Source organism: Pantoea sp. SGAir0418 (assembly GCF_043529865.1).
In genome coordinates, this window is sequence record NZ_CP027911.1 from 2,382,781 (window position 1) to 2,401,692 (window position 18,912).

The window sequence follows — 18,912 nt, forward strand, 5'->3', positions numbered from 1 at the left end:
TTTTCTCTGCTACATCAACATCATGATGAATTCGTTCACGCCGGCTAAAGCTTTTACCGCCCCGGTCGATAACCGACGAAGAGCAGTGGCACTCGTAAAATAGCAATCGGACAGGTGGAGCAGGACGTGAAAGACGCCGATAAAGAACAATATCTCAAGCGCGGTACGCTGGCGGTGTTGAACGTGATGAAGGATTTGTTGCGTTATCAAACCCTGCTGATGGTCAATTTCTCCCGTGGTCAGTTCATCAGCCGGCTGCTGGCCGCGGATGAAGATCGGGTGATTTTTGATCTCGGCAGCAACGCGCTGGACAATGATTTGGCACTGCAGGGTGGCGAAGTGAATATTGCGGCCGAAACCCACGGTGCCAAAGTGGAGTTTGGGCTGCAGGGATTAACCCGCATCGATTATGACGGCCTGCCCGCCTTTGCCGCCGCGCTGCCCGACCTGGTGTGGCAGATTCAGCGCCGGGAATTCTTTCGCGTCAACGCGCCGCTCGAACCGGTATTTTACTGCCACAGCCAGTGGCCGGACGGCAGCACAGCGCGCTTTCGCCTGCAGGATCTGTCGCTCGGCGGCGTCGGCGTGTTGCTGGATGAGGCACTGCCGGAAGGTCTTAACCGTGGCGATACCTTCAAAAAGCTGCGCGTTGAGCTGGGCGAATATGGCCAGTTCGAAGTGACCGCACAGCTGCTGCACATCGGCGAGCGCAGCACCGTGACCAGCAAGAACGAAACCCGCATCACGCCGCGACTCAGCTTCCGTTTTACCGCCATCGAACCGGTGCAGGAGCGTCAGCTTCAGCAGGTGATTTTTGCGCTGGAACGGCTGGCGCGCGACAAGGCCAATCGCTTCCAGTAAACCGCCGGCGTCCCGCGCGGCGCCAGCGTAGTCTATGCTTTCTCCTTGCACATTCTTTTCACCGGCTCCCAGCAAGGAGATTCTCCCCAATGGAAAACTGGCTTTCTGCCCATCGTTTGCAACTTATCTTTCTCAATCAAAACTTCTGGATTAATAGCGCCATCATTGTGTTCGGCACGCTGATTGTTTACTGGCTGCTGCGCACCGTTATTCGCTTTGTCTCTAACCGTATCGCCCACTACAGCGAACAGCGCCACGTGCGCTTCACCGGCATTCTGGTGGAGATTCTGCGCAGCACCAGTCAGCTGCTGCTGCTGATCTTCTCGCTGCTGATCGCGCTGAAATTTGTCGACCTGCCGGACAGCTGGAGCGTCGCCATCGCCCACGGCTGGTTCCTGGCGCTGATTCTGCAGCTCACGCTGTGGATTGACGGCGGCATTCGCCTGTGGCTGCACTCGTTGCTGCGCGATCCGCTGCACGTGCGCAATCCGGTCACCACGGTGATCCTTGGCATTCTGCTACGCGTCGTGGTGTGGGTGATGATGCTGCTGGCGATCCTCTCCAATATGGGGATCAATATCACCGCGCTGGTGGCCAGCCTCGGCGTCGGCGGTATCGCCATCGCGCTGGCGATTCAGACGGTACTGAGCGATGTATTTGCTTCGCTGGCGATTGGCTTCGATAAGCCCTTTGAGCACGGCGACTTTATTGTGTTCGGCGACATCGCCGGCTCCATTGAGCACATTGGCCTGAAAACCACCCGGCTGCGCAGTCTCGGCGGCGAACAGATTGTCTGCTCCAACACTATTCTGCTGCAGCAAACCATCCACAACTACAAACGCATGCAGCAGCGGCGCATCGTGTTTAAGTTCGGGATTAATTACGGCACGCCGGCGGAGAAAGTGCGGCAGATTGGCGGCATGGTGCAACGCATCATTGAAGGCGTGCCGGACACGCGTTTCGATCGCGCCCATTTCCTGTCGTTTGACGAATCGCAGCTGACGTTTGAGGTGGTCTATTTCGTGCTGAGCGCCGATTACAACAAATACATGGACATTCAGCAGGAGATTAACCTGCAACTGATGGCGCAGCTGGAGCAGAAACAGATTCGTTTCGCCTTCCCGATGCGCCGCGTGGAGTTCACCGGCGGCGTGCTGCCGCGCATTAACCTCAGCGATGCCTCAAATGAGGGCGCGGCAGAGCGCGCACAGCACTGAGCCCCGCCAGCGGCATTAGCCGATGGTGCGATAGGCGGTGGTGACTTTCCACAGGTAGCGCGGCGCCTGGGCAGCCGGATGCTTGTTCTGCACGTGCTGGTAGAACTCATCCGGCGTCATGGCGTTGATCATTGCAATGGCGCGATCGCGGTCGCGCGAGAAGGTACGTAGCAGCGCGCCGGCACCGTTGGCATAGGAAACAATGGTGGCATAGCGCAGCGTCAGCGGATCGCGAATGCCCGCCAGCGCGGAATCCTGCAGAATCCGGATATAGGCCGCGCCGATATCAATATTTTTCGCCGGGTCGCGCAGTTCGGAGTTACTCGGCTGGCCGTGGCGTCCCTGTGCGCGATACACCTCGCGTCCGGCGGTGGCGGCTTTGATCTGCATCAGCCCGACCGCGTTAGAACGGCTTACCACGGTTGGGTTGCCCCCGGATTCGACACTAATAATGGCGCTGATCAGCTTCTCATCAACGCCATAATGACTGGCGGCATCTTCGGTAAACAGTGACCATGCATCATTCACTTTCGACGGCGGCGCCTGGGTTAATGGCGTATTCTTCTCCGGCGTCACCGGTTTTTCCGGCTCGCTGGCACAGCCAGCCAGCAGCAAAGCAGACAGCATAAGTAGTCGGATTTTCACTGATTTTTGGTTCCGCTATAGGATTGGCGCAAGCTATCATAACCATGACGGTAAAAGGTAAAATTACCGTTTATCCTAAATACGTAAAAAACCTTGTGCTACCGTGACTTCGGTAACGCATTTCGTCATCATCGGCAGGCCAACAGACAGCAGGATGGAAGTTATGCTCGCCCCTCGTTCAATACGCCTCATCGCCCCTTCCGGTTATTGCCACAATCAGGATGCCGCCCGCCGCGCGGTGGAGCGCCTGCAGGCGGAAGGCCATCAGTTGCAAAACCCGGAAGCCATTACGCGCCGCTGGCAGCGTTTTGCCGGCGATGACGCGCAGCGCCTGCAGGATGTGAATGCGCTGGCGTCGCTGGCGTCGCTGCCGGATATCGTACTGGCGGTGCGCGGCGGCTATGGTGCCTCACGCCTGCTCGATCACCTCGACTATGTGGCGCTGCAGCATCGCCTGCTTAATCAGCCTGTCGCGCTATGCGGCCACAGTGATTTCACCGCTATTCAGCTGGCGCTGCTGGCGCAAACCGGGCTGATCACCTTCAGCGGACCGATGCTGGCCGGCAATTTTGGCGCGGAGGCTTTATCTGAATTTACCGTCAGCCACTTTTGGCTGGCGCTAACATCTCCTACAGTCAATCTGGCGTGGCACAGCGCCAGTCCGGATCGCGGCCGCTGGCAGGGCACGCTGTGGGGTGGCAATCTGGCGATGATCTGCTCCCTGATTGGCACGCCGTGGCTGCCGCAGATTGAAGACGGCATTCTGGTGATCGAGGATGTGAATGAGCATCCGTTCCGCATTGAGCGTATGCTGATTCAGCTGCAGCAGAGCGGTATTCTGGCGCGCCAGCGCGCCATTGTCACCGGCAGCTTCACCAGCACCACCCTGTCCGATTACGACAACGGCTTTGATTTCGCCACGGTGTGGCAGCGGTTGCGTGACGAGTACCAGATTGCGGTAATCAGCGATCTGCCGTTTGGCCATGATGCCGATACCGTGACGCTGCCGCTCGGCGCCAGCGCCACGCTTGAGATTGACCAGGGCGCCGCGCGGTTAGCCTTTACCGGCCATCCGACGTTGCGCTGACGTGTTGCCGCAGGAGACCGCTATTGAAGCCGCTGTACGAAGACTTGTGGATCTCCACGCCGGAATTTCCCGCCGAAGAGACGGCAAATGATTTAATGATGCACGGGTTTATGCTGCGCCATCCGCGCGGCAACCTGTTGATTGGTCGCGTTGAGCAGCTGCTGGATCATGAAGTGCTCGCGGACGCGGGCGGCGTGATTCGCCACTATTTTACCCACTGGCACGAAGCCGCGCCGGGCGCACGGGCCATTCAGCAGCGCTTCAATAGTGCGCTGTATTGCCACAGCCGATCGCTCGGCCCGGTGAGCCTGGTGATTGAGCCGGACGAAACCTTCACGCATCAGGACGTGCACTTTGGCGACTTTCACCTGCTGCCCACGCCGGGCCATACGCCGGGCAGCTGCAGCTACCTGTACCATTCACCGCTCGGCCAGACCTACCTGTTTGTCGGCGACACCCTGACGCGGGATTACCATCGCTGGATCAGCGTGCTGGTGCCGGACAGTAATCCTGCGGAGCTGCAGCAGTCGCTGGAGCTGTACCGCTCGCTGCGTCCGGATGTAGTGCTGATGAGCACCACGCGCGGACATCTCTCCTGGGCGAAGGTCGATTTACAGAGCTGGCTGGCCGCGATTGATGAAGCGGAACAGTCGCCGCTGGATCTGCGCCAGCAGCCACTGCTGTGATTACAGCGTCTTGCTCAGATAGTGACGCTGATGTTCGCGCGGATAGTGATCAAGGCTAAAACGTAGCGTATAGCCAAGCTTTTCATAAAACGGCCGCGCCTGAAAGCTGGCGGTATCCACCTGCGCGTAACGGCAGCCGCGTGCGCGGGCTTCCTGTTCGGCAGCCTGAATCAGCTGGCTGCCGGCGCCCTGCCCGCGTAACCCATCGCTGACCCACAGCATATCAATGCGTAACCAGTTGCCATAGGTTGAGCCCGTCAGCCCCGCCAGCTTTTTCCCGGCGCCGTCTTTAATGAACACACCGATGGCTTTCATCTCATTGATGTCAATAAAGCGGCTGTTGAAGGCGTTCAGGCCGAGGCGCATTTCATCCAGATCCTGATGCGTGACGCTATCCGTAACGCTTAATTGCATGGTCGGCTCCTTGTGGCGGCATTATGAAGAGGGGTGCTGGCGGTCGTCGTAGCGCTCCAGCGACAGAATATCAGCATCGCGTTTTTCCGTGCGGTTGCAGGGCAACAGCTTATCGCTGTCGGCGTAGACGAAAAAGGTTTCGCCGCTGTTTTTATTCACGATCAGCTGATCGCCATTGCGGAAACGGGTGATGGCGACCTTATCACCGTCCTGCAGACGCGTGCGCTGCTGCCCGGCGGCAATCTGGAAATGCCGGGTTGGCCACATCAGCGTGCTAAGCCCGTAAGCGGCACGCGATACCGTCATGGTGGGGCGGCCCGGGCAGGTGATCTGGAATTCGCTTTCGCTCCTCGCGGGGGCAATCTGGCAGGCCATCAGGAGCGCGGCAAGGGTTATCGCCTTCATGGGGGGTCTCCACTGAGGTTAGATCATGATTTTACAGGAATTTAATTGGCCAGAGGGTAACATACAACCGCCGCCGGTGCGGTAATCTGCGACCGCGGGTCAGCCAGCGCGGGCAGGAAGAACGCCTCCACATCACTGATTTTGTGAGGTTTTATGCGATCGGGATATCTTTGTAACGAGTTAAGTAAAATGCGCTAAGATCGCGTCAGGAGGATGTTATGCGAGATGAACAGGCATTATTCGCGCGGCTGGCGCAATCGCCGTTTCGCCGCCGCTTCCATTTAGGCGCGAAAGAGCGGCAGTACTGTATTGAGAAAGGCCCGGCGGTGATCGACCAACACGCGGCCGATTTTATCCAGCAAAGACTGGCCGCAGCCGAACCAAAGAATGATGGCAAACAGACGCCAATGCGCGGCCATCCGGTATTTATCGCCCAGCACGCCACGGCAACCTGCTGCCGCGGCTGTCTGGCAAAATGGCATGGCATTGCTGCGCATCAGCCGTTAACGGCAGAGCAGCAGCAATATATGGTGCGGGTGATTCACCGCTGGCTGGTGGGTGAAATAAATGGTTAAGACCGGGATGGGATGGAGCTACTCTGCCGCGACCTGCGCGGCCACCAGCATCAGCGCCAGTCCGGCATCGTCTGGATCGAAACGCTGCATAACTTCATGGATCGCCGTCACGCAGTTCATCACCTGCTGTTTTTTGTCGGCGTCTAACTTATCAATCGCGTGCTGAAGAATCATTAAACTGGCTTCTTCTTCTCTCATGGATTTACCCTTGTTTTGCTTACCTGGTGCGCAACGCTGGCAAGAATAACGTTTATCTGCTAGCAAAGTCACCCCTTTACATGCTTACCGCTTAACGATTAAACAAATGGCAAATGGGCAGTGGCGTCAGACATGCTATGATCGGATCAGTGGCGCGCATCGTCAGGCCAGCATAAATCAGGGAATGCACCAGGAACAGGACCATGTTAAGACTCAGTTTTCTACTCACACTTATCCTGCTGGCTGGCTGCAGCTCCACGCCGAAAGGCGTCGATTGCCCCGGCGAGGTCGCAACGCTCTATGGTCAGTCGCTGGGCCACACCGAAGGGCGCATTTTCGATTTGGTGAATTCGTTTTCGGTGGCGCGCGATGGCGTAACGCTGAGCAGCGGCGCACTGCACTCCACCGACCGTTTCCGCTATGTCCCTTCTGCCGTGACGCCGGAAGGCTTTTATGCACAGCGGCTGAACGACAAGCAGTTCCGCCTGATCAACCCGGCGCGTAACACCATGATTACCTGGACGTGTCCATAAGCCGTGCGTGGCGCGCGCAGATGGTTTATTGTCAGCGTTTGTCATGCTGCGGACCTGCATTATGGAAAAGAGTCTGGACAATAACGGTTATATCGATTTCCCCTTTCCGGCCACCCGAGACGCGGATGGCTCGGTCAACCCGTGCGGTTTTGACCTGACGCTGGAAACCGATCGCATTGATGAGATCGCCGCCGGTAAACATTCTGAAAATTTGCGTCGTCTGCTGGAAGAGGTCAATCTGCAGGATGGCCTGTTTATGACGCTGGCCTGTGACTGGCAGCAGCGCGCAGATGGCGTGTGCGGCTTTCTCGACGTGGCGTTCCGCCCCACGCTGGACAGTAGCAGCGAAGAGACACAGAGCCTCGATCAGTTCTTTGAGATGTATCTGCGCCGCCAGGAGCAGCAGCACAGCATGCCACGCGACGCGCTGGTCAACTATGCGCGCGCGGTGCTGGACTGGAGCTGGTCGCCGCTGCAGCAGCGCCATCGCCGCTATGAGAAGGTCACCATTCGCTATTACTGCCAGCAGGCGGACGATGCCGAATGGTGTTTTGATCACCTGCGCCACTTCCTGGTGAGCTGGTACCCGGCGTATCGCAACCAGCAGTGAGGGCGTCCGCGTGACGCCCTGCGCTTACGGCCGTACCAGACGAATCGCGTGCTCGAGCATACGCTGTTCATCGCGTTCGTCGTGGGCGCGATGGTGGCGCGTACGCTGCAGCAAACGGGCAATCTCCTCCCGTCTGGTTTCATGGCCGCACTCAGAAAGGACAATCACCGCATCACCAATCACCCGGCAAACTTCATCGTAATCGTCTTCATTCAGGATATCGCGTTTCATTTCTCCTCCGTTCAGTGGGCGCTGCGTGAGGTTGGTGCAGCTTAACGTGGTCCTTACCAGGTATGGACAGCAATGCCGATTCCTGCAAACCACTGTTACATCCTGAAAAGCCACCAGGTTGCTGGTCTGCACTTCTCTGTCTACGCTGAAAGAGACATTCACCACTCTCAGGGAGTCAATATGACCGATAAAGCGGAAGCAAAATTGAATGAAGCGGCGGGTGCCGTACAGGAAAAATTTGGCGAGTTCACCGGTTCACGCCGCCATCAGGCACGCGGTGCCGCGCGACGCTATCCGGCGCAGGCCAGTTATGCGGTGCAGGATGCAGCAGACTGCGTGGTGAGATCGGTACGCGACAACCCGGCGACCGGGCTGGCCGTTGCCGCCAGCATCGGCGTGATTGTCGGTTTCCTGCTGGGCCGTAAATAATCCCCGGCGATCGGGGCCCGTGCGGCCCCGATACTCAATGCCGCTGCGGCACGCCGTCCCGTCGTTCCTGAATATGTTCATCCGGCGTTTCGGCGACATCTGCCGTACTGCTGTGCCCGGCAAGGTGGCGCCCATGCTGTCCCGCTATCACCACAGGCCCTACCGGTAATTGTGCACTGGCCGCCAGTGATAGCAGCAATAAAAACCATCCCGTCAGTAACGTTCTTCCCATCCTGCCCGCCTTACACGCTGATTAGTGAGCGCTCAGCTTGCCGGATGTCATGCAAATTAGCGTCAGCGCGACGCAAAGCTATGTCGGCAGTTGTGAATAATCAGGCCTGTGCGCGCCGCGCTTTGTAACGCGCCACCATGGTCATTAATGCCTGATAAATCAAACCGGCATACAGGCTCATGACAATCATCATGCCCGGCGTTTTGCCCTGTGCCTGCCAGGATACAAACCACATAAAAATGCCCCACAGCAGGGAAAAAATCAGCCAGCCTTTTACAAACTTGATCACACCTTGCATAGCACCTCCGGATTGATGAAGGCTGAAGATAGCGGTTCAGCCAGCAAATGGCACGCGCGCCAGTGCCGGGATGTTAACTGTTTCAAAGTTTTACGCAAACCCCTATCGCAGCGGGAAAAAGCCGTGGAAAACAGCACGCAGAACGCAGCATCAACGGGTGCCTGTCATGGCCGTCCCGGTTAGTTTGGCCATGACCCGCCGATGTGATGGCAGAGACCGCCTTGCATCAGTGTGTATTGTGTGTATAATTTCACCTACAGGAAGTCCGATGAAGAGCGCGACGCTGATTAAACTGCTGCAAAAGAATGGCTGGAAGCTGGAGCGCATACGCGGCAGTCATCATCAGTTCTCACATCCGGATTTTGCTCATCTGATCACCGTGCCGCATCCGCAGAAGGATATGAAGACAGGCACGCTGATGCAGATTCTGAAAGACGCCAGGCTGGATTGATCCATGCTGGTTTTATTCCGCTTGCTCAGAGGTGACATGATGCTGTTTCCCGCTTTGGTAGAGATTGACGCTGACGGCTCGGCCAGTGGTTATTTCCCGGATGTCACCGGCTGTTATTTTGCCGGTGATACGCCCGAGCAAACGCTGCAGGATGCGCAATCTGCGCTGCATGCCCACTTTGAACTGATGGCGGAGAAAGGCTTGTTGATTCCGGAGCCGGCGCAGCACTGGCAGCAGGAATTTAGCCAGCCCGGCGTGTGGATCTACGTTGATATTGATGTCACCCGCTATCTGGGCAAATCCGAGCGCATCAATATCACTATGCCGCATCTGCTGATTGAGAAGATCGATAAGATGGTCAGTAATAACGCGCGCTACAGCAGCCGCAGCCATTTTCTTGCCGAGGCGGCGCGCAAAGCGCTGGTCTCGTAGCAACACTATTGCGCACGCGTCGCTTATCGTCCGTGGCCGCTTTATGTTTGAATTCCCGCCTCAACCGGCCGGCATGTGGTTAAAATGAATTACTTACGCGACATACAAACGTTTATTGAAGGCAATACAGTGCTCGCCGCCACCTTCAGCCTGCTGCTGTTACTGGTTGCCGGCATGGTCACCCATCTGATCTGTAAGTTCTTCGTGGTAAAAGTGGTGCGCCGCGTGTTCTTTAGCACGCATAAAAACCAGGTGCCGCTGGATAAAGACGTCCGGCTCTCAGAAAAGCTGTCGAATTTTATTCCGGTGATCACCGTCTATTACCTGCTGCAGTTTATGCCGGATTTGCCCGAGCATCTGCTGATCGCGGTGAAAACCATCTGCGGCATTCTGTTTTTTGTTTATCTGTCGCTGTTCTTTAACGAAGTGCTGGAGATCGTTAATAACTCCTATTCGCGTAAGTCGAAGCGCAAGAACCACTCGATAAAAGGCTATATCCAGATCGGTAAGATTCTGGTGCACATCATTTCCGCCATCATGATTCTGGCTATCATGTCGAACAAATCGCCGGTGATTATCATCTCCAGTCTGGGTGCGGTCGCGGCGGTATTGATGTTAGTGTTTCAGCACACCCTGCTGTCGCTGGTGGCCAATATTCAGGTGTCATCGAACGATGTGCTGCAGCTTGGCGACTGGATTGAAATGCCGGATAACGGCATCAGCGGTGAAGTGATTGATATCGCTCTGCATACCATTACCATCCGCAACTGGGACAATACGCTGTCGCGGATCCCGACCAAAAATTTCCTGACCGAAACCTACACCAACTGGCAGGCGATGTTCTCCTCCGGCGCGCGGCGTATCATGCGCAGCTTTCATCTCGACCAGACCTCGATTCGCTTTCTCGATCAGCAAATGGTGCAGCAGATGAGCCAGATTCGCGGCGTCAGTGAGCAGCTTTCAATCCTGATGGATGGCCGCGATAGCAGCGTGGTCGGTGACCGCTGGTTTGCGGAAAACGGCATTACCAACCTCACGGTGTTCCGTCACTATCTTACCGCCTGGCTGGCGCAGCGCGACGATATAAAAAAAGATATGTATATCGTGGTGCGCGCGATGAAACCCTCACCGGAGGGATTGCCGGTAGAGGTTTATTGCTTTACCTCCTCGGTGCTGTGGGTCGATTACGAGAATTCCCAGTCGGCGATATTTGAATTCATCTACGCCATCGTCGGTCAGTTTTCGCTGCGGATTTACCAGCATCCGGCCGGCAATGATTTCTGGCGTTTGTCGCAGGCGCGCGATAGCCAGATCGGTCAGTTACAGCCTCCGGCGGAATAAAGCCACGCATCGCACGGTCGTCATGCATGGCAAACCGGCGGTGACAGAAGTCCTTCCCGCTGCCAGCATAAAAAAAGGGAGCCCTGCGGCTCCCTTTCATGTTGCATTTGCTCAGGGCAAATTACATGTTCGCGATGATCGCGTCACCAAACTCTGAACATTTCAGCAGCTTAGCGCCGTCCATCAGACGCTCAAAGTCGTAGGTCACGGTTTTGGCAGCGATTGCGCCTTCCATGCCTTTAACAATCAGGTCAGCCGCTTCGAACCACTCCAGGTGACGCAGCATCATTTCTGCAGACAGGATCACGGAACCAGGGTTCACTTTATCCTGGCCCGCATACTTCGGTGCAGTACCATGGGTAGCTTCGAACAGTGCGCACTCGTCACCGATGTTGGCGCCCGGTGCGATACCAATACCGCCTACCTGTGCCGCCAGGGCATCAGAAATGTAGTCACCGTTCAGGTTCATACAGGCGATAACGTCATACTCGGCTGGACGCAGCAGGATCTGCTGCAGGAAGGCGTCGGCGATCACATCTTTAACGATGATCTCTTTACCGGTGTTCGGGTTTTTGAACTTCATCCACGGACCGCCATCGATCAGCTCGCCGCCGAACTCTTCTTTCACCAGCTGGTAGCCCCAGTCTTTGAAAGAGCCTTCGGTGAACTTCATGATGTTGCCTTTGTGCACCAGCGTCAGGGAATCACGGTCATTGGTGATGGTGTATTCAACCGCGGCACGCACCAGACGTTTCGTGCCCTCTTCTGAACACGGCTTCACGCCAATACCACACTGCTGCGGGAAGCGAATTTTCTTCACGCCCATCTCTTCACGCAGGAATTTGATCACTTTGTCCGCTTCCGGCGTACCGGCTTTCCACTCGATACCGGCATAGATATCTTCGGAGTTTTCGCGGAAGATCACCATGTCGGTATCTTCAGGACGTTTAACCGGGCTTGGCGTGCCTTTGTAGTAACGTACCGGACGCAGACACACGTACAGATCCAGTTCCTGGCGCAGTGCCACGTTCAGGGAACGAATACCGCCACCTACCGGGGTAGTCAGTGGGCCTTTAATGGCCACGCGGTACTCTTTGATTAAATCGAGGGTTTCCTGCGGCAGCCAGACATCCTGGCCATAGAGTTCGACGGATTTTTCGCCGGTGTAAATTTCCATCCAGGAAATTTTTCGCTCGCCGTTGTAGGCTTTCTTCACAGCGGCATCAACCACTTTCAGCATCACCGGGGAAACGTCAACCCCAATACCGTCACCTTCAATGTAGGGGATGATCGGGTTATTCGGGACATTCAGTTTGCCCTGATCCAGGGTGATTTTTTGACCTTCCGCCGGAACAACTACTTTGCTTTCCATTAACCTCTCCTTCGAGCGATTTTTTGTTAATGATTTGTAAGATGCGCGTCAATACTACTTGAATATTTCCGCCACGCCAATCACCGCAGTTTCGCGCTATAATGCGCCGATTGTTACCAACTGCAAAGCCCATGCGAAAAACTTCTCAACGAATTCACCAGCATAAGCGCCCTGCTGCGCCGGCGCGCCAGCCCGCGCGGCGTGACACGCGGCCAAAAGGTCCGCGTCGCGTCATACTCTTTAACAAACCTTTCGATGTTCTGCCGCAGTTCAGCGATGAGGCTGGCCGCCGCACGCTGAAAGATTTTGTGCCGGTGAGCGAGGTGTATGCCGCAGGCCGTCTCGACCGCGACAGCGAAGGGTTGATGATTCTGACCAACGATGGCGCACTGCAGGCGCAGCTGACGCAGCCGGGCAAGCGCACCGGCAAAATCTATTACGTTCAGGTGGAAGGCGTACCGCAGGAATCAGATTTATCCCGCCTGCGCAGTGGCATCACCCTCAACGATGGTCCAGCGTTGCCGGCGGGCGCAGAAGTGGTGCCTGAACCCGCGTGGCTGTGGCCGCGCACCCCGCCGATTCGCGAGCGCAAAGCTATCCCCACCTGCTGGCTGAAAATCACGCTGTATGAAGGGCGCAATCGCCAGGTCCGAAGGATGACGGCGCACATTGGCTTTCCAACGTTACGCCTGATCCGTTTTGCCATGGGTGATTACCAGCTGCAGGATTTGGCACCGGGCGAATGGCGCGACATCAGCGACCGGACGTAGTTCATACATTTCGATAACGTCAGGTTAACTATTTGGGAGGAACGATGTTTAAACCTCATGTAACCGTCGCCTGTATGGTGCACGCGCAGGGCAAATTACTGGTGGTGGAAGAGCGCGTTGACGGCCGCGTTACCTGGAATCAGCCGGCCGGCCATCTTGAGGCCGATGAAACGCTGCTGGAAGCCGCGCAACGTGAGCTGTACGAAGAGACCGGCATCAGCGCGCAGCCCGACTATTTTCTCGGCGTGCAGCAGTGGATCGCCCCGGACCATACACCTTTTGTGCGTTTTCTGTTTGGCCTCGATCTGCCCGCCACCGTGACCACCACGCCACACGACAGCGATATTGACTGCTGCTGGTGGCTGTCGCCCGCGCAGATTCTCAGCGCAGAGACGCTGCGTTCGCCGCTGGTGGCCGAAAGCGTGCGGCTGTGGCAGCAGGGGGCCCGCTATCCGCTGCAGCTGATAGCCCCGTATCAGTGGCCGTTTCATGAGGGTGCGCACAACGCTTCCGCGTGATAGAATGCGCCGCCTGTTTTTATCGTAATCAAGAGTGCGTCATGTCTGACAACAGCCAGAAAAAAGTGATCGTCGGGATGTCCGGCGGCGTCGATTCTTCCGTTTCCGCCTGGTTACTGCAGCAGCAGGGCTATCAGGTTGAAGGCCTGTTCATGAAGAACTGGGAGGAAGACGATGGCGAGGAGTATTGCACCGCCGCTGACGATCTGGCTGACGCACAGGCCGTGTGTGACAAGCTCGGCATCAAACTGCACAAAATCAATTTCGCCGCTGAGTACTGGGACAACGTATTCGAGCACTTTCTGGAAGAGTACAAGGCCGGACGCACGCCGAACCCGGATATTCTGTGTAACAAAGAGATCAAGTTCAAAGCGTTTCTCGAATTCGCTGCAGACGATCTCGGCGCAGACTACATTGCCACCGGCCACTATGTCCGCCGTGCCGATGTCGACGGCACCAGCCAGCTGCTGCGCGGTCTCGACGGCAACAAAGATCAGAGCTATTTCCTCTACACGCTCAGCCACCAGCAGATTGCACAGAGCCTGTTCCCGGTCGGCGAACTGGAGAAGCCTGAGGTGCGCCGCATCGCCGAACAGCTCGATCTGATTACGGCGAAGAAAAAAGACTCCACCGGTATTTGCTTTATCGGCGAGCGTAAATTCCGCGACTTCCTCGGTCGTTACCTGCCGGCACAGCCGGGCGTCATCGAAACCGTTGACGGTGAAGTGGTCGGTGAACACCAGGGGCTGATGTATCACACCCTGGGTCAGCGTAAAGGGCTGGGCATCGGCGGACGCAAAGAGAGCAATGACGATCCGTGGTATGTGGTCGACAAAGATGTCGCGCGCAATACGCTGATTGTGGCACAGGGCGGCGATCATCCGCGCCTGATGTCGGTGGGCCTGATAGCACAGCAGCTGCACTGGGTCGATCGCCAGCCAGTGACCGCTGCGCTACGCTGCACGGTGAAAACCCGCTATCGTCAGAGCGACATTCCCTGCGAGATCATTCCGCACGGCGACGATCGCATTGAAGTGCGTTTCGATGAGCCGGTCGCGGCCGTCACTCCGGGCCAGTCCGCGGTATTTTACCTCGGTGACGTGTGCCTTGGTGGCGGTATTATTGAACAGCGCCTGCCGCTGACAGAGGCCTGAGTCGGCACTGCCGACGCGTCTACAGGAGTGAAGCGTGGCTAAAAACTATTATGAGATAACGCTGGCGCTGGCCGGCGTTTGCCAGGCAGCCCATCTGGTGCAACAGCTGGCACACCAGGGGCACTGCAACAACGCGGCGCTGCAGGCGTCGCTGCGCAGCCTGCTGGATTTAAATCCAGGCTCAACGCTGGCGGTGTTTGGCAACGATGAAGCCAACCTGCGCCCCGGGCTGGAAGCACTGATGGCGGTGCTGAACAGCGGCAGCCGGCAGGGTGCCAGCGCCGACCTGACGCGTTACACCCTGAGCCTGATGGTGCTGGAGCGTAAACTGCACGGTAACAAAACCGCGCTAAACACCCTGGCACAGCGCATCAGCCAGCTTGATCGTCAGCTGGCGCATTACGAACTGGAATCAGACACCATCACCAGCGCTATGGCCGGCATTTATGTTGATGTGATTAGCCCGCTCGGCCCGCGCATTCAGGTGACCGGCTCACCGCAGGTGCTGCAGAATTCGCAGGTGCAGAGTAAAGTTCGCGCTGCGCTGCTGGCCGGTATCCGCGCGGCGGTGCTGTGGCAGCAGGTCGGTGGCGGTCGTCTGCAGCTGATGTTTGCGCGCCAGCGTCTGCTGCGCGAAGCGAAAACCCTTTTATCCCGGCTGGGTCCGGCGTATTAAGCGCCGCCCTGCCCTATATTGTTAACGATTCAGGAGTTGCACTGATGGAATTATCCTCTCTGACCGCCGTCTCACCTGTCGATGGTCGTTACGGCGATAAAGTCAGCCCGCTGCGTGCGATTTTCAGTGAGTACGGTTTGCTGAAATTCCGCGTTGAGGTTGAAGTTCGCTGGTTACAGAAACTGGCCGCGACCGCAGAGATCAAGGAAGTTCCTGCATTTGATGCCGACGCAAACGCTTTCCTTGATGCAATTGTCGCCGGTTTCAGCGAAGAAGATGCGGCGCGCATCAAAACCATTGAGCGCACCACCAACCATGACGTGAAAGCCGTCGAATATTTTCTGAAAGAGAAAGTGGCCAACGTGCCGGCGCTGCACGCGGTGTCTGAGTTTATCCATTTCGCCTGCACCTCCGAAGATATCAATAACCTGTCACACGCGCTGATGCTGGAAACCGCACGCCGCGACGTGATCGTGCCGTTCTGGAACCAGATCATCACCGCCGTGAAGGGCCTGGCGCAGGAGTATCGCGACATTCCGCTGCTGTCGCGCACCCACGGTCAGCCGGCAACGCCGTCCACCATGGGCAAAGAGATGGCCAACGTGGCCTACCGCATGGAACGCCAGCTGCGTCAGCTGAGCAAGGTGGAAGTGCTGGGCAAAATCAACGGCGCGGTGGGTAACTACAATGCGCATATCGCCGCGTATCCGGAAGTGGACTGGCATCAGCTGAGCGAGCAGTTTGTGACCTCGCTGGGTATCAGCTGGAACCCGTACACCACGCAGATCGAGCCGCATGACTACATCGCCGAGCTGTTTGACTGCATCGCGCGCTTCAATACCATCCTGATTGATTTTGACCGCGACATCTGGGGTTACATCGCCCTGAACCATTTCAAACAGAAAACCATTGCTGGCGAAATTGGCTCTTCAACCATGCCGCACAAGGTTAACCCTATCGACTTCGAAAACTCCGAAGGGAATCTGGGGCTGGCCAATGCGGTAATGCAGCACCTGGCCAGTAAACTGCCGGTATCACGCTGGCAGCGCGATCTGACCGATTCTACCGTGCTGCGTAACCTCGGCGTCGGCGTCGGCTACGCATTGATCGCCTATCAGGCCACGCTGAAAGGTATCTCCAAGCTGGAAGTGAACCGCGATCGCCTGCTGGACGAGCTGGATCACAACTGGGAAGTCCTGGCAGAGCCGATCCAGACCGTGATGCGCCGCTACGGCATTGAAAAGCCGTACGAGAAGCTGAAAGAGCTGACGCGCGGCAAGCGCGTGGACGCAGCCGGTATGCAGGCGTTTATCGACAGCCTGGAGCTGCCGGAAGCAGAGAAAGTGCGCCTGAAGCAGATGACGCCAGCCAACTACCTCGGCCGCGCGATTCAGATGGTTGACGACCTGAAGTAATTCCTTGCTCTGAAAACTCAGGCTATGGCAAGTTGGTGTTACCTCAGTCACGCACGTCACGTGGTGGCTGAGGTTCCCCTGCCAGTGCATCACAGCGGAGTGTTAATCTGCGGTTTAGCTGGCGTAGCGTATACTTTTCGCCATCATCACTGAGTTGAAGGTAAGGAAATTCTATGCGTGTTCTGGTTGTGGAAGATAATGCCCTGCTGCGCCATCACCTCGCAGTCCAGTTACGTGACATGGGTCATCAGGTGGATGCCGCCGAAGACGCCAAAGAAGCCGACTATTTCCTGCAGGAACACATTCCCGATATCGCGCTGGTCGATCTCGGCCTGCCCGACGAAGACGGCATGTCGCTGATTCGCCGCTGGCGTGGCGATGCCATTCGTCAGCCGATTCTGGTGCTGACCGCGCGCGAAGGCTGGCAGGCGAAAGTTGAAGCGCTGGAAGCCGGTGCCGATGACTACGTGACCAAGCCGTTCCACATTGAAGAGGTCGCCGCCCGCTTACAGGCGCTGATGCGTCGCAATAGCGGACACGCCTCGCAGATTATCTCCATGCCGCCGTTCCAGGTTGACCTGTCGCGCCGCGAGCTTACGGTGAACGACGCGCCGGTCAAGCTGACCGCGTTTGAGTACACCATTGTTGAAACGCTGATCCGCAATGCCGGTAAAGTGGTCAGCAAAGACTCGCTGATGCTGCAGCTGTATCCCGATGCGGAACTGCGCGAAAGCCATACCATTGATGTACTGATGGGCCGGCTGCGCAAAAAAATTCTCGCGCTGCACCCGACCGAAGTGATCAACACCGTGCGTGGCCAGGGATACCGCTTTGATCTCTGATTTATGAAGCTGTTCCGCCGTCAGCGCCCTTTCTCCTTACGCGCGCGTTTTCTGCTGGCGACGGCGGCGATCGTGCTGTTTTTGTCGCTGTCGTATGGCATGGTGGCGGTTATTGGCTACGTGGTCAGCTTTGATAAAAATACCTATCGCGTGATGCGCGGCGAGAGCAATTTGTTCTTCACCCTCGCGCAGTGGAAAGACAACAAGCTCACCATCGCCCAGCCGGAACGCATGACGCTCAATTTCCCGACGCTGGTGTTCATCTATGACGAGCACGGTAAGCTGCTGTGGCAGCAGCGCGACGTGCCGGAAATCCGCAAAAACATTCGCCGCGACTGGCTGATGAAGCCAGACTTTTACGAGATCGATACCAGCAATCGTACCAGTATGGCGGCGATGGGTAACAATCCGCAGGCACAGCAGCGGCTGCACGCGCTGGACAGTGACAGCAATGACACCTTCACCCACTCGGTGGCGGTCAACCGCTACGACGCGACCACCAATCTGCCGGCGCTGACCATTGTGGTGGTGGACTCGATCCCCCAGGAGCTGCAGCACTCAGACGTGGTGTGGTCGTGGTTTAGCTATGTGCTGGCGGCCAATCTGCTGCTGGTGATTCCGCTGCTGTGGCTGGCGGCACACTGGAGCCTGCGTCCGATTGGCCACCTGACTTCGCAGGTGCGCGAGCTGGAAACCGGTCACCGGGAAAATCTCGACGACAACCCGCCACAGGAGCTGCGCAGCCTGGTGCGCAACCTCAATTTGTTGCTCACCAACGAACGGCAGCGCTACACGCGCTATCGCACCACGCTGTCGGATTTGACGCACAGCCTGAAAACGCCGCTGGCGGTGCTGCAAAGCACGCTGCGCTCGCTGCGCGGTGGCAAAGAGCTGACCATCGAACAGGCTGAGCCGGTCATGCTCGAACAGATCAGCCGCATCTCGCAGCAGATTGGCTACTACCTGCATCGCGCCAGCATGCAGGCGGATCACAACCCGCTGCAGCGCGATCTGCACTCGGTCTCGGCCCTGCTGGATAGCCTGTGTTCCGCGCTCAATAAGGTGTATCAGCGCAAGGGCGTTGAGATCACGCTGGATATTTCGCCGGAGCTGACCTTTATCGGCGATCAAAATGACTTTATGGAAGTGCTGGGCAACGTGCTGGATAACGCCTGCAAATACTGCCTCGAATTTATTGAGGTCAGCGCGCGCCAGACGGAAAACGCGCTGCATCTGTTCATTGACGACGACGGCCCCGGCATTCCCGAAAGCAAGCGCGATCTGATCTTTGTGCGCGGCCAGCGTGCCGATACGCTGCGTCCCGGTCAGGGACTGGGACTGGCAGTAGTGCGCGATATTCTCGAGCAGTATGCCGGTCAGGTAATCGCCACGACCAGCCCGCTCGGCGGCGCACGCATGGAGGTGATTTTTCAGCGGCAGGAAGTTGAACATCACCGCGAGTAGAACCGGGCGCGGGCTGTTATACTTGGCAGCAATTATGGCCCTAACCGGAATCCTCG

General features: G+C 57.1%; 25 protein-coding genes. 18 read left to right on the forward strand and 7 right to left on the reverse strand.

Going from position 1 to position 18,912, the window contains the following annotated elements; translation table 11 throughout:
* Window positions 1-126 precede the first annotated feature (126 nt).
* Both C1N84_RS11010 and C1N84_RS11015 read left to right on the forward strand, forming a co-directional pair.
* Window positions 127-861 (forward strand): flagellar brake protein, encoded by a 735-nt coding sequence (locus C1N84_RS11010; RefSeq protein WP_058757616.1) that lies wholly within the window; start codon window positions 127-129, stop codon window positions 859-861.
* Between the two features lie 89 nt (window positions 862-950).
* A complete protein-coding gene (locus C1N84_RS11015) occupies window positions 951-2,078 on the forward strand; it encodes a mechanosensitive ion channel family protein (RefSeq protein ID WP_264441361.1) in 1,128 nt (375 codons plus the stop codon).
* Between the two features lie 15 nt (window positions 2,079-2,093).
* Here C1N84_RS11015 and emtA read toward each other — a convergent pair whose 3' ends face one another.
* Window positions 2,094-2,705, reverse strand: a complete 612-nt coding sequence (gene emtA, locus C1N84_RS11020) for a membrane-bound lytic murein transglycosylase EmtA (RefSeq protein WP_021506358.1) — start codon at window positions 2,703-2,705, stop codon at window positions 2,094-2,096.
* Between the two features lie 181 nt (window positions 2,706-2,886).
* Here emtA and ldcA point away from each other — a divergent pair, with 181 nt between their 5' ends.
* Entirely contained in the window at window positions 2,887-3,810 is a 924-nt protein-coding gene (gene ldcA, locus C1N84_RS11025) for a muramoyltetrapeptide carboxypeptidase (protein WP_394541627.1), read from the forward strand.
* A gap of 23 nt (window positions 3,811-3,833) precedes the next feature.
* Window positions 3,834-4,496 carry an MBL fold metallo-hydrolase gene (locus C1N84_RS11030; protein ID WP_021506360.1) on the forward strand — a complete coding sequence of 221 codons (663 nt, stop codon included), beginning with the start codon at window positions 3,834-3,836 and terminating at the stop codon, window positions 4,494-4,496.
* Here C1N84_RS11030 and C1N84_RS11035 read toward each other — a convergent pair whose 3' ends face one another.
* Together C1N84_RS11035 and C1N84_RS11040 are read right to left on the reverse strand one after the other, a co-directional pair.
* Window positions 4,497-4,910 carry a GNAT family N-acetyltransferase gene (locus C1N84_RS11035; protein WP_058757613.1) on the reverse strand — a complete coding sequence of 138 codons (414 nt, stop codon included), beginning with the start codon at window positions 4,908-4,910 and terminating at the stop codon, window positions 4,497-4,499. It lies immediately after the preceding gene.
* Between the two features lie 21 nt (window positions 4,911-4,931).
* On the reverse strand, window positions 4,932-5,315 hold the full coding sequence (locus C1N84_RS11040; RefSeq protein ID WP_021506362.1) for a hypothetical protein: 384 nt from the start codon (window positions 5,313-5,315) through the stop codon (window positions 4,932-4,934).
* Between the two features lie 218 nt (window positions 5,316-5,533).
* Here C1N84_RS11040 and C1N84_RS11045 point away from each other — a divergent pair, with 218 nt between their 5' ends.
* Window positions 5,534-5,890, forward strand: coding sequence for a DUF4186 domain-containing protein (locus tag C1N84_RS11045; RefSeq protein WP_010617204.1), 357 nt, complete (start codon window positions 5,534-5,536; stop codon window positions 5,888-5,890).
* Window positions 5,891-5,908: 18 nt separating this feature from the next.
* On the opposite strand, the gene C1N84_RS11050 is transcribed toward C1N84_RS11045, so the two are convergent.
* On the reverse strand, window positions 5,909-6,088 hold the full coding sequence (locus tag C1N84_RS11050; RefSeq protein WP_031279245.1) for a hypothetical protein: 180 nt from the start codon (window positions 6,086-6,088) through the stop codon (window positions 5,909-5,911).
* Between the two features lie 203 nt (window positions 6,089-6,291).
* Here C1N84_RS11050 and C1N84_RS11055 point away from each other — a divergent pair, with 203 nt between their 5' ends.
* Together C1N84_RS11055 and C1N84_RS11060 are read left to right on the forward strand one after the other, a co-directional pair.
* Entirely contained in the window at window positions 6,292-6,621 is a 330-nt protein-coding gene (locus tag C1N84_RS11055; RefSeq protein ID WP_264441367.1) for a hypothetical protein, read from the forward strand.
* Between the two features lie 61 nt (window positions 6,622-6,682).
* Window positions 6,683-7,231, forward strand: a complete 549-nt coding sequence (locus C1N84_RS11060; protein WP_264441368.1) for a hypothetical protein — start codon at window positions 6,683-6,685, stop codon at window positions 7,229-7,231.
* 24 nt (window positions 7,232-7,255) lie between these two features.
* On the opposite strand, the gene C1N84_RS11065 is transcribed toward C1N84_RS11060, so the two are convergent.
* On the reverse strand, window positions 7,256-7,462 hold the full coding sequence (locus tag C1N84_RS11065; protein ID WP_058769647.1) for a DUF2767 family protein: 207 nt from the start codon (window positions 7,460-7,462) through the stop codon (window positions 7,256-7,258).
* Window positions 7,463-7,642: 180 nt separating this feature from the next.
* On the opposite strand from C1N84_RS11065, the gene C1N84_RS11070 reads away from it, so the two are divergent.
* Complete coding sequence (locus C1N84_RS11070) at window positions 7,643-7,891, forward strand: DUF883 family protein (RefSeq protein ID WP_021506368.1); 249 nt, start codon at window positions 7,643-7,645, stop codon at window positions 7,889-7,891.
* Between the two features lie 332 nt (window positions 7,892-8,223).
* On the opposite strand, the gene C1N84_RS11075 is transcribed toward C1N84_RS11070, so the two are convergent.
* Window positions 8,224-8,421: a DUF6404 family protein gene (locus C1N84_RS11075; protein ID WP_021506369.1), complete on the reverse strand. Its 198-nt coding sequence runs from the start codon at window positions 8,419-8,421 to the stop codon at window positions 8,224-8,226.
* A gap of 268 nt (window positions 8,422-8,689) precedes the next feature.
* Between C1N84_RS11075 and C1N84_RS11080 the strand changes: the two genes are divergently transcribed.
* The 3 genes from C1N84_RS11080 (at window position 8,690) to C1N84_RS11090 (ending at window position 10,645) form a co-directional block, all read left to right on the forward strand.
* Window positions 8,690-8,872 carry a type II toxin-antitoxin system HicA family toxin gene (locus C1N84_RS11080; RefSeq protein WP_058757609.1) on the forward strand — a complete coding sequence of 61 codons (183 nt, stop codon included), beginning with the start codon at window positions 8,690-8,692 and terminating at the stop codon, window positions 8,870-8,872.
* Window positions 8,873-8,911: 39 nt separating this feature from the next.
* Complete coding sequence (locus tag C1N84_RS11085) at window positions 8,912-9,304, forward strand: type II toxin-antitoxin system HicB family antitoxin (RefSeq protein WP_022548759.1); 393 nt, start codon at window positions 8,912-8,914, stop codon at window positions 9,302-9,304.
* A gap of 84 nt (window positions 9,305-9,388) precedes the next feature.
* Entirely contained in the window at window positions 9,389-10,645 is a 1,257-nt protein-coding gene (locus tag C1N84_RS11090; RefSeq protein WP_264441371.1) for a mechanosensitive ion channel family protein, read from the forward strand.
* A 121-nt stretch (window positions 10,646-10,766) separates the two neighbouring features.
* Here C1N84_RS11090 and icd read toward each other — a convergent pair whose 3' ends face one another.
* The gene (gene icd / locus C1N84_RS11095) at window positions 10,767-12,017 is read right to left on the reverse strand and encodes an NADP-dependent isocitrate dehydrogenase (protein ID WP_010617214.1); all 1,251 of its coding nucleotides are present in this window, start codon (window positions 12,015-12,017) and stop codon (window positions 10,767-10,769) included.
* A gap of 101 nt (window positions 12,018-12,118) precedes the next feature.
* Between icd and rluE the strand changes: the two genes are divergently transcribed.
* The 7 genes from rluE (at window position 12,119) to phoQ (ending at window position 18,856) form a co-directional block, all read left to right on the forward strand.
* Entirely contained in the window at window positions 12,119-12,787 is a 669-nt protein-coding gene (gene rluE, locus C1N84_RS11100) for a 23S rRNA pseudouridine(2457) synthase RluE (RefSeq protein WP_150058306.1), read from the forward strand.
* Window positions 12,788-12,831: 44 nt separating this feature from the next.
* Window positions 12,832-13,305, forward strand: a complete 474-nt coding sequence (locus C1N84_RS11105; protein WP_031279253.1) for an NUDIX domain-containing protein — start codon at window positions 12,832-12,834, stop codon at window positions 13,303-13,305.
* 41 nt (window positions 13,306-13,346) lie between these two features.
* A complete protein-coding gene (gene mnmA, locus C1N84_RS11110) occupies window positions 13,347-14,459 on the forward strand; it encodes a tRNA 2-thiouridine(34) synthase MnmA (protein ID WP_058780735.1) in 1,113 nt (370 codons plus the stop codon).
* A gap of 34 nt (window positions 14,460-14,493) precedes the next feature.
* The gene (hflD, locus tag C1N84_RS11115) at window positions 14,494-15,135 is read left to right on the forward strand and encodes a high frequency lysogenization protein HflD (RefSeq protein WP_264441373.1); all 642 of its coding nucleotides are present in this window, start codon (window positions 14,494-14,496) and stop codon (window positions 15,133-15,135) included.
* 44 nt (window positions 15,136-15,179) lie between these two features.
* On the forward strand, window positions 15,180-16,550 hold the full coding sequence (gene purB, locus C1N84_RS11120; RefSeq protein WP_021506377.1) for an adenylosuccinate lyase: 1,371 nt from the start codon (window positions 15,180-15,182) through the stop codon (window positions 16,548-16,550).
* Between the two features lie 173 nt (window positions 16,551-16,723).
* Window positions 16,724-17,392 (forward strand): two-component system response regulator PhoP, encoded by a 669-nt coding sequence (gene phoP, locus C1N84_RS11125; protein ID WP_010617222.1) that lies wholly within the window; start codon window positions 16,724-16,726, stop codon window positions 17,390-17,392.
* Window positions 17,393-17,395: 3 nt separating this feature from the next.
* Window positions 17,396-18,856, forward strand: a complete 1,461-nt coding sequence (gene phoQ, locus C1N84_RS11130; protein WP_264441375.1) for a two-component system sensor histidine kinase PhoQ — start codon at window positions 17,396-17,398, stop codon at window positions 18,854-18,856.
* Window positions 18,857-18,912 lie beyond the last annotated feature (56 nt).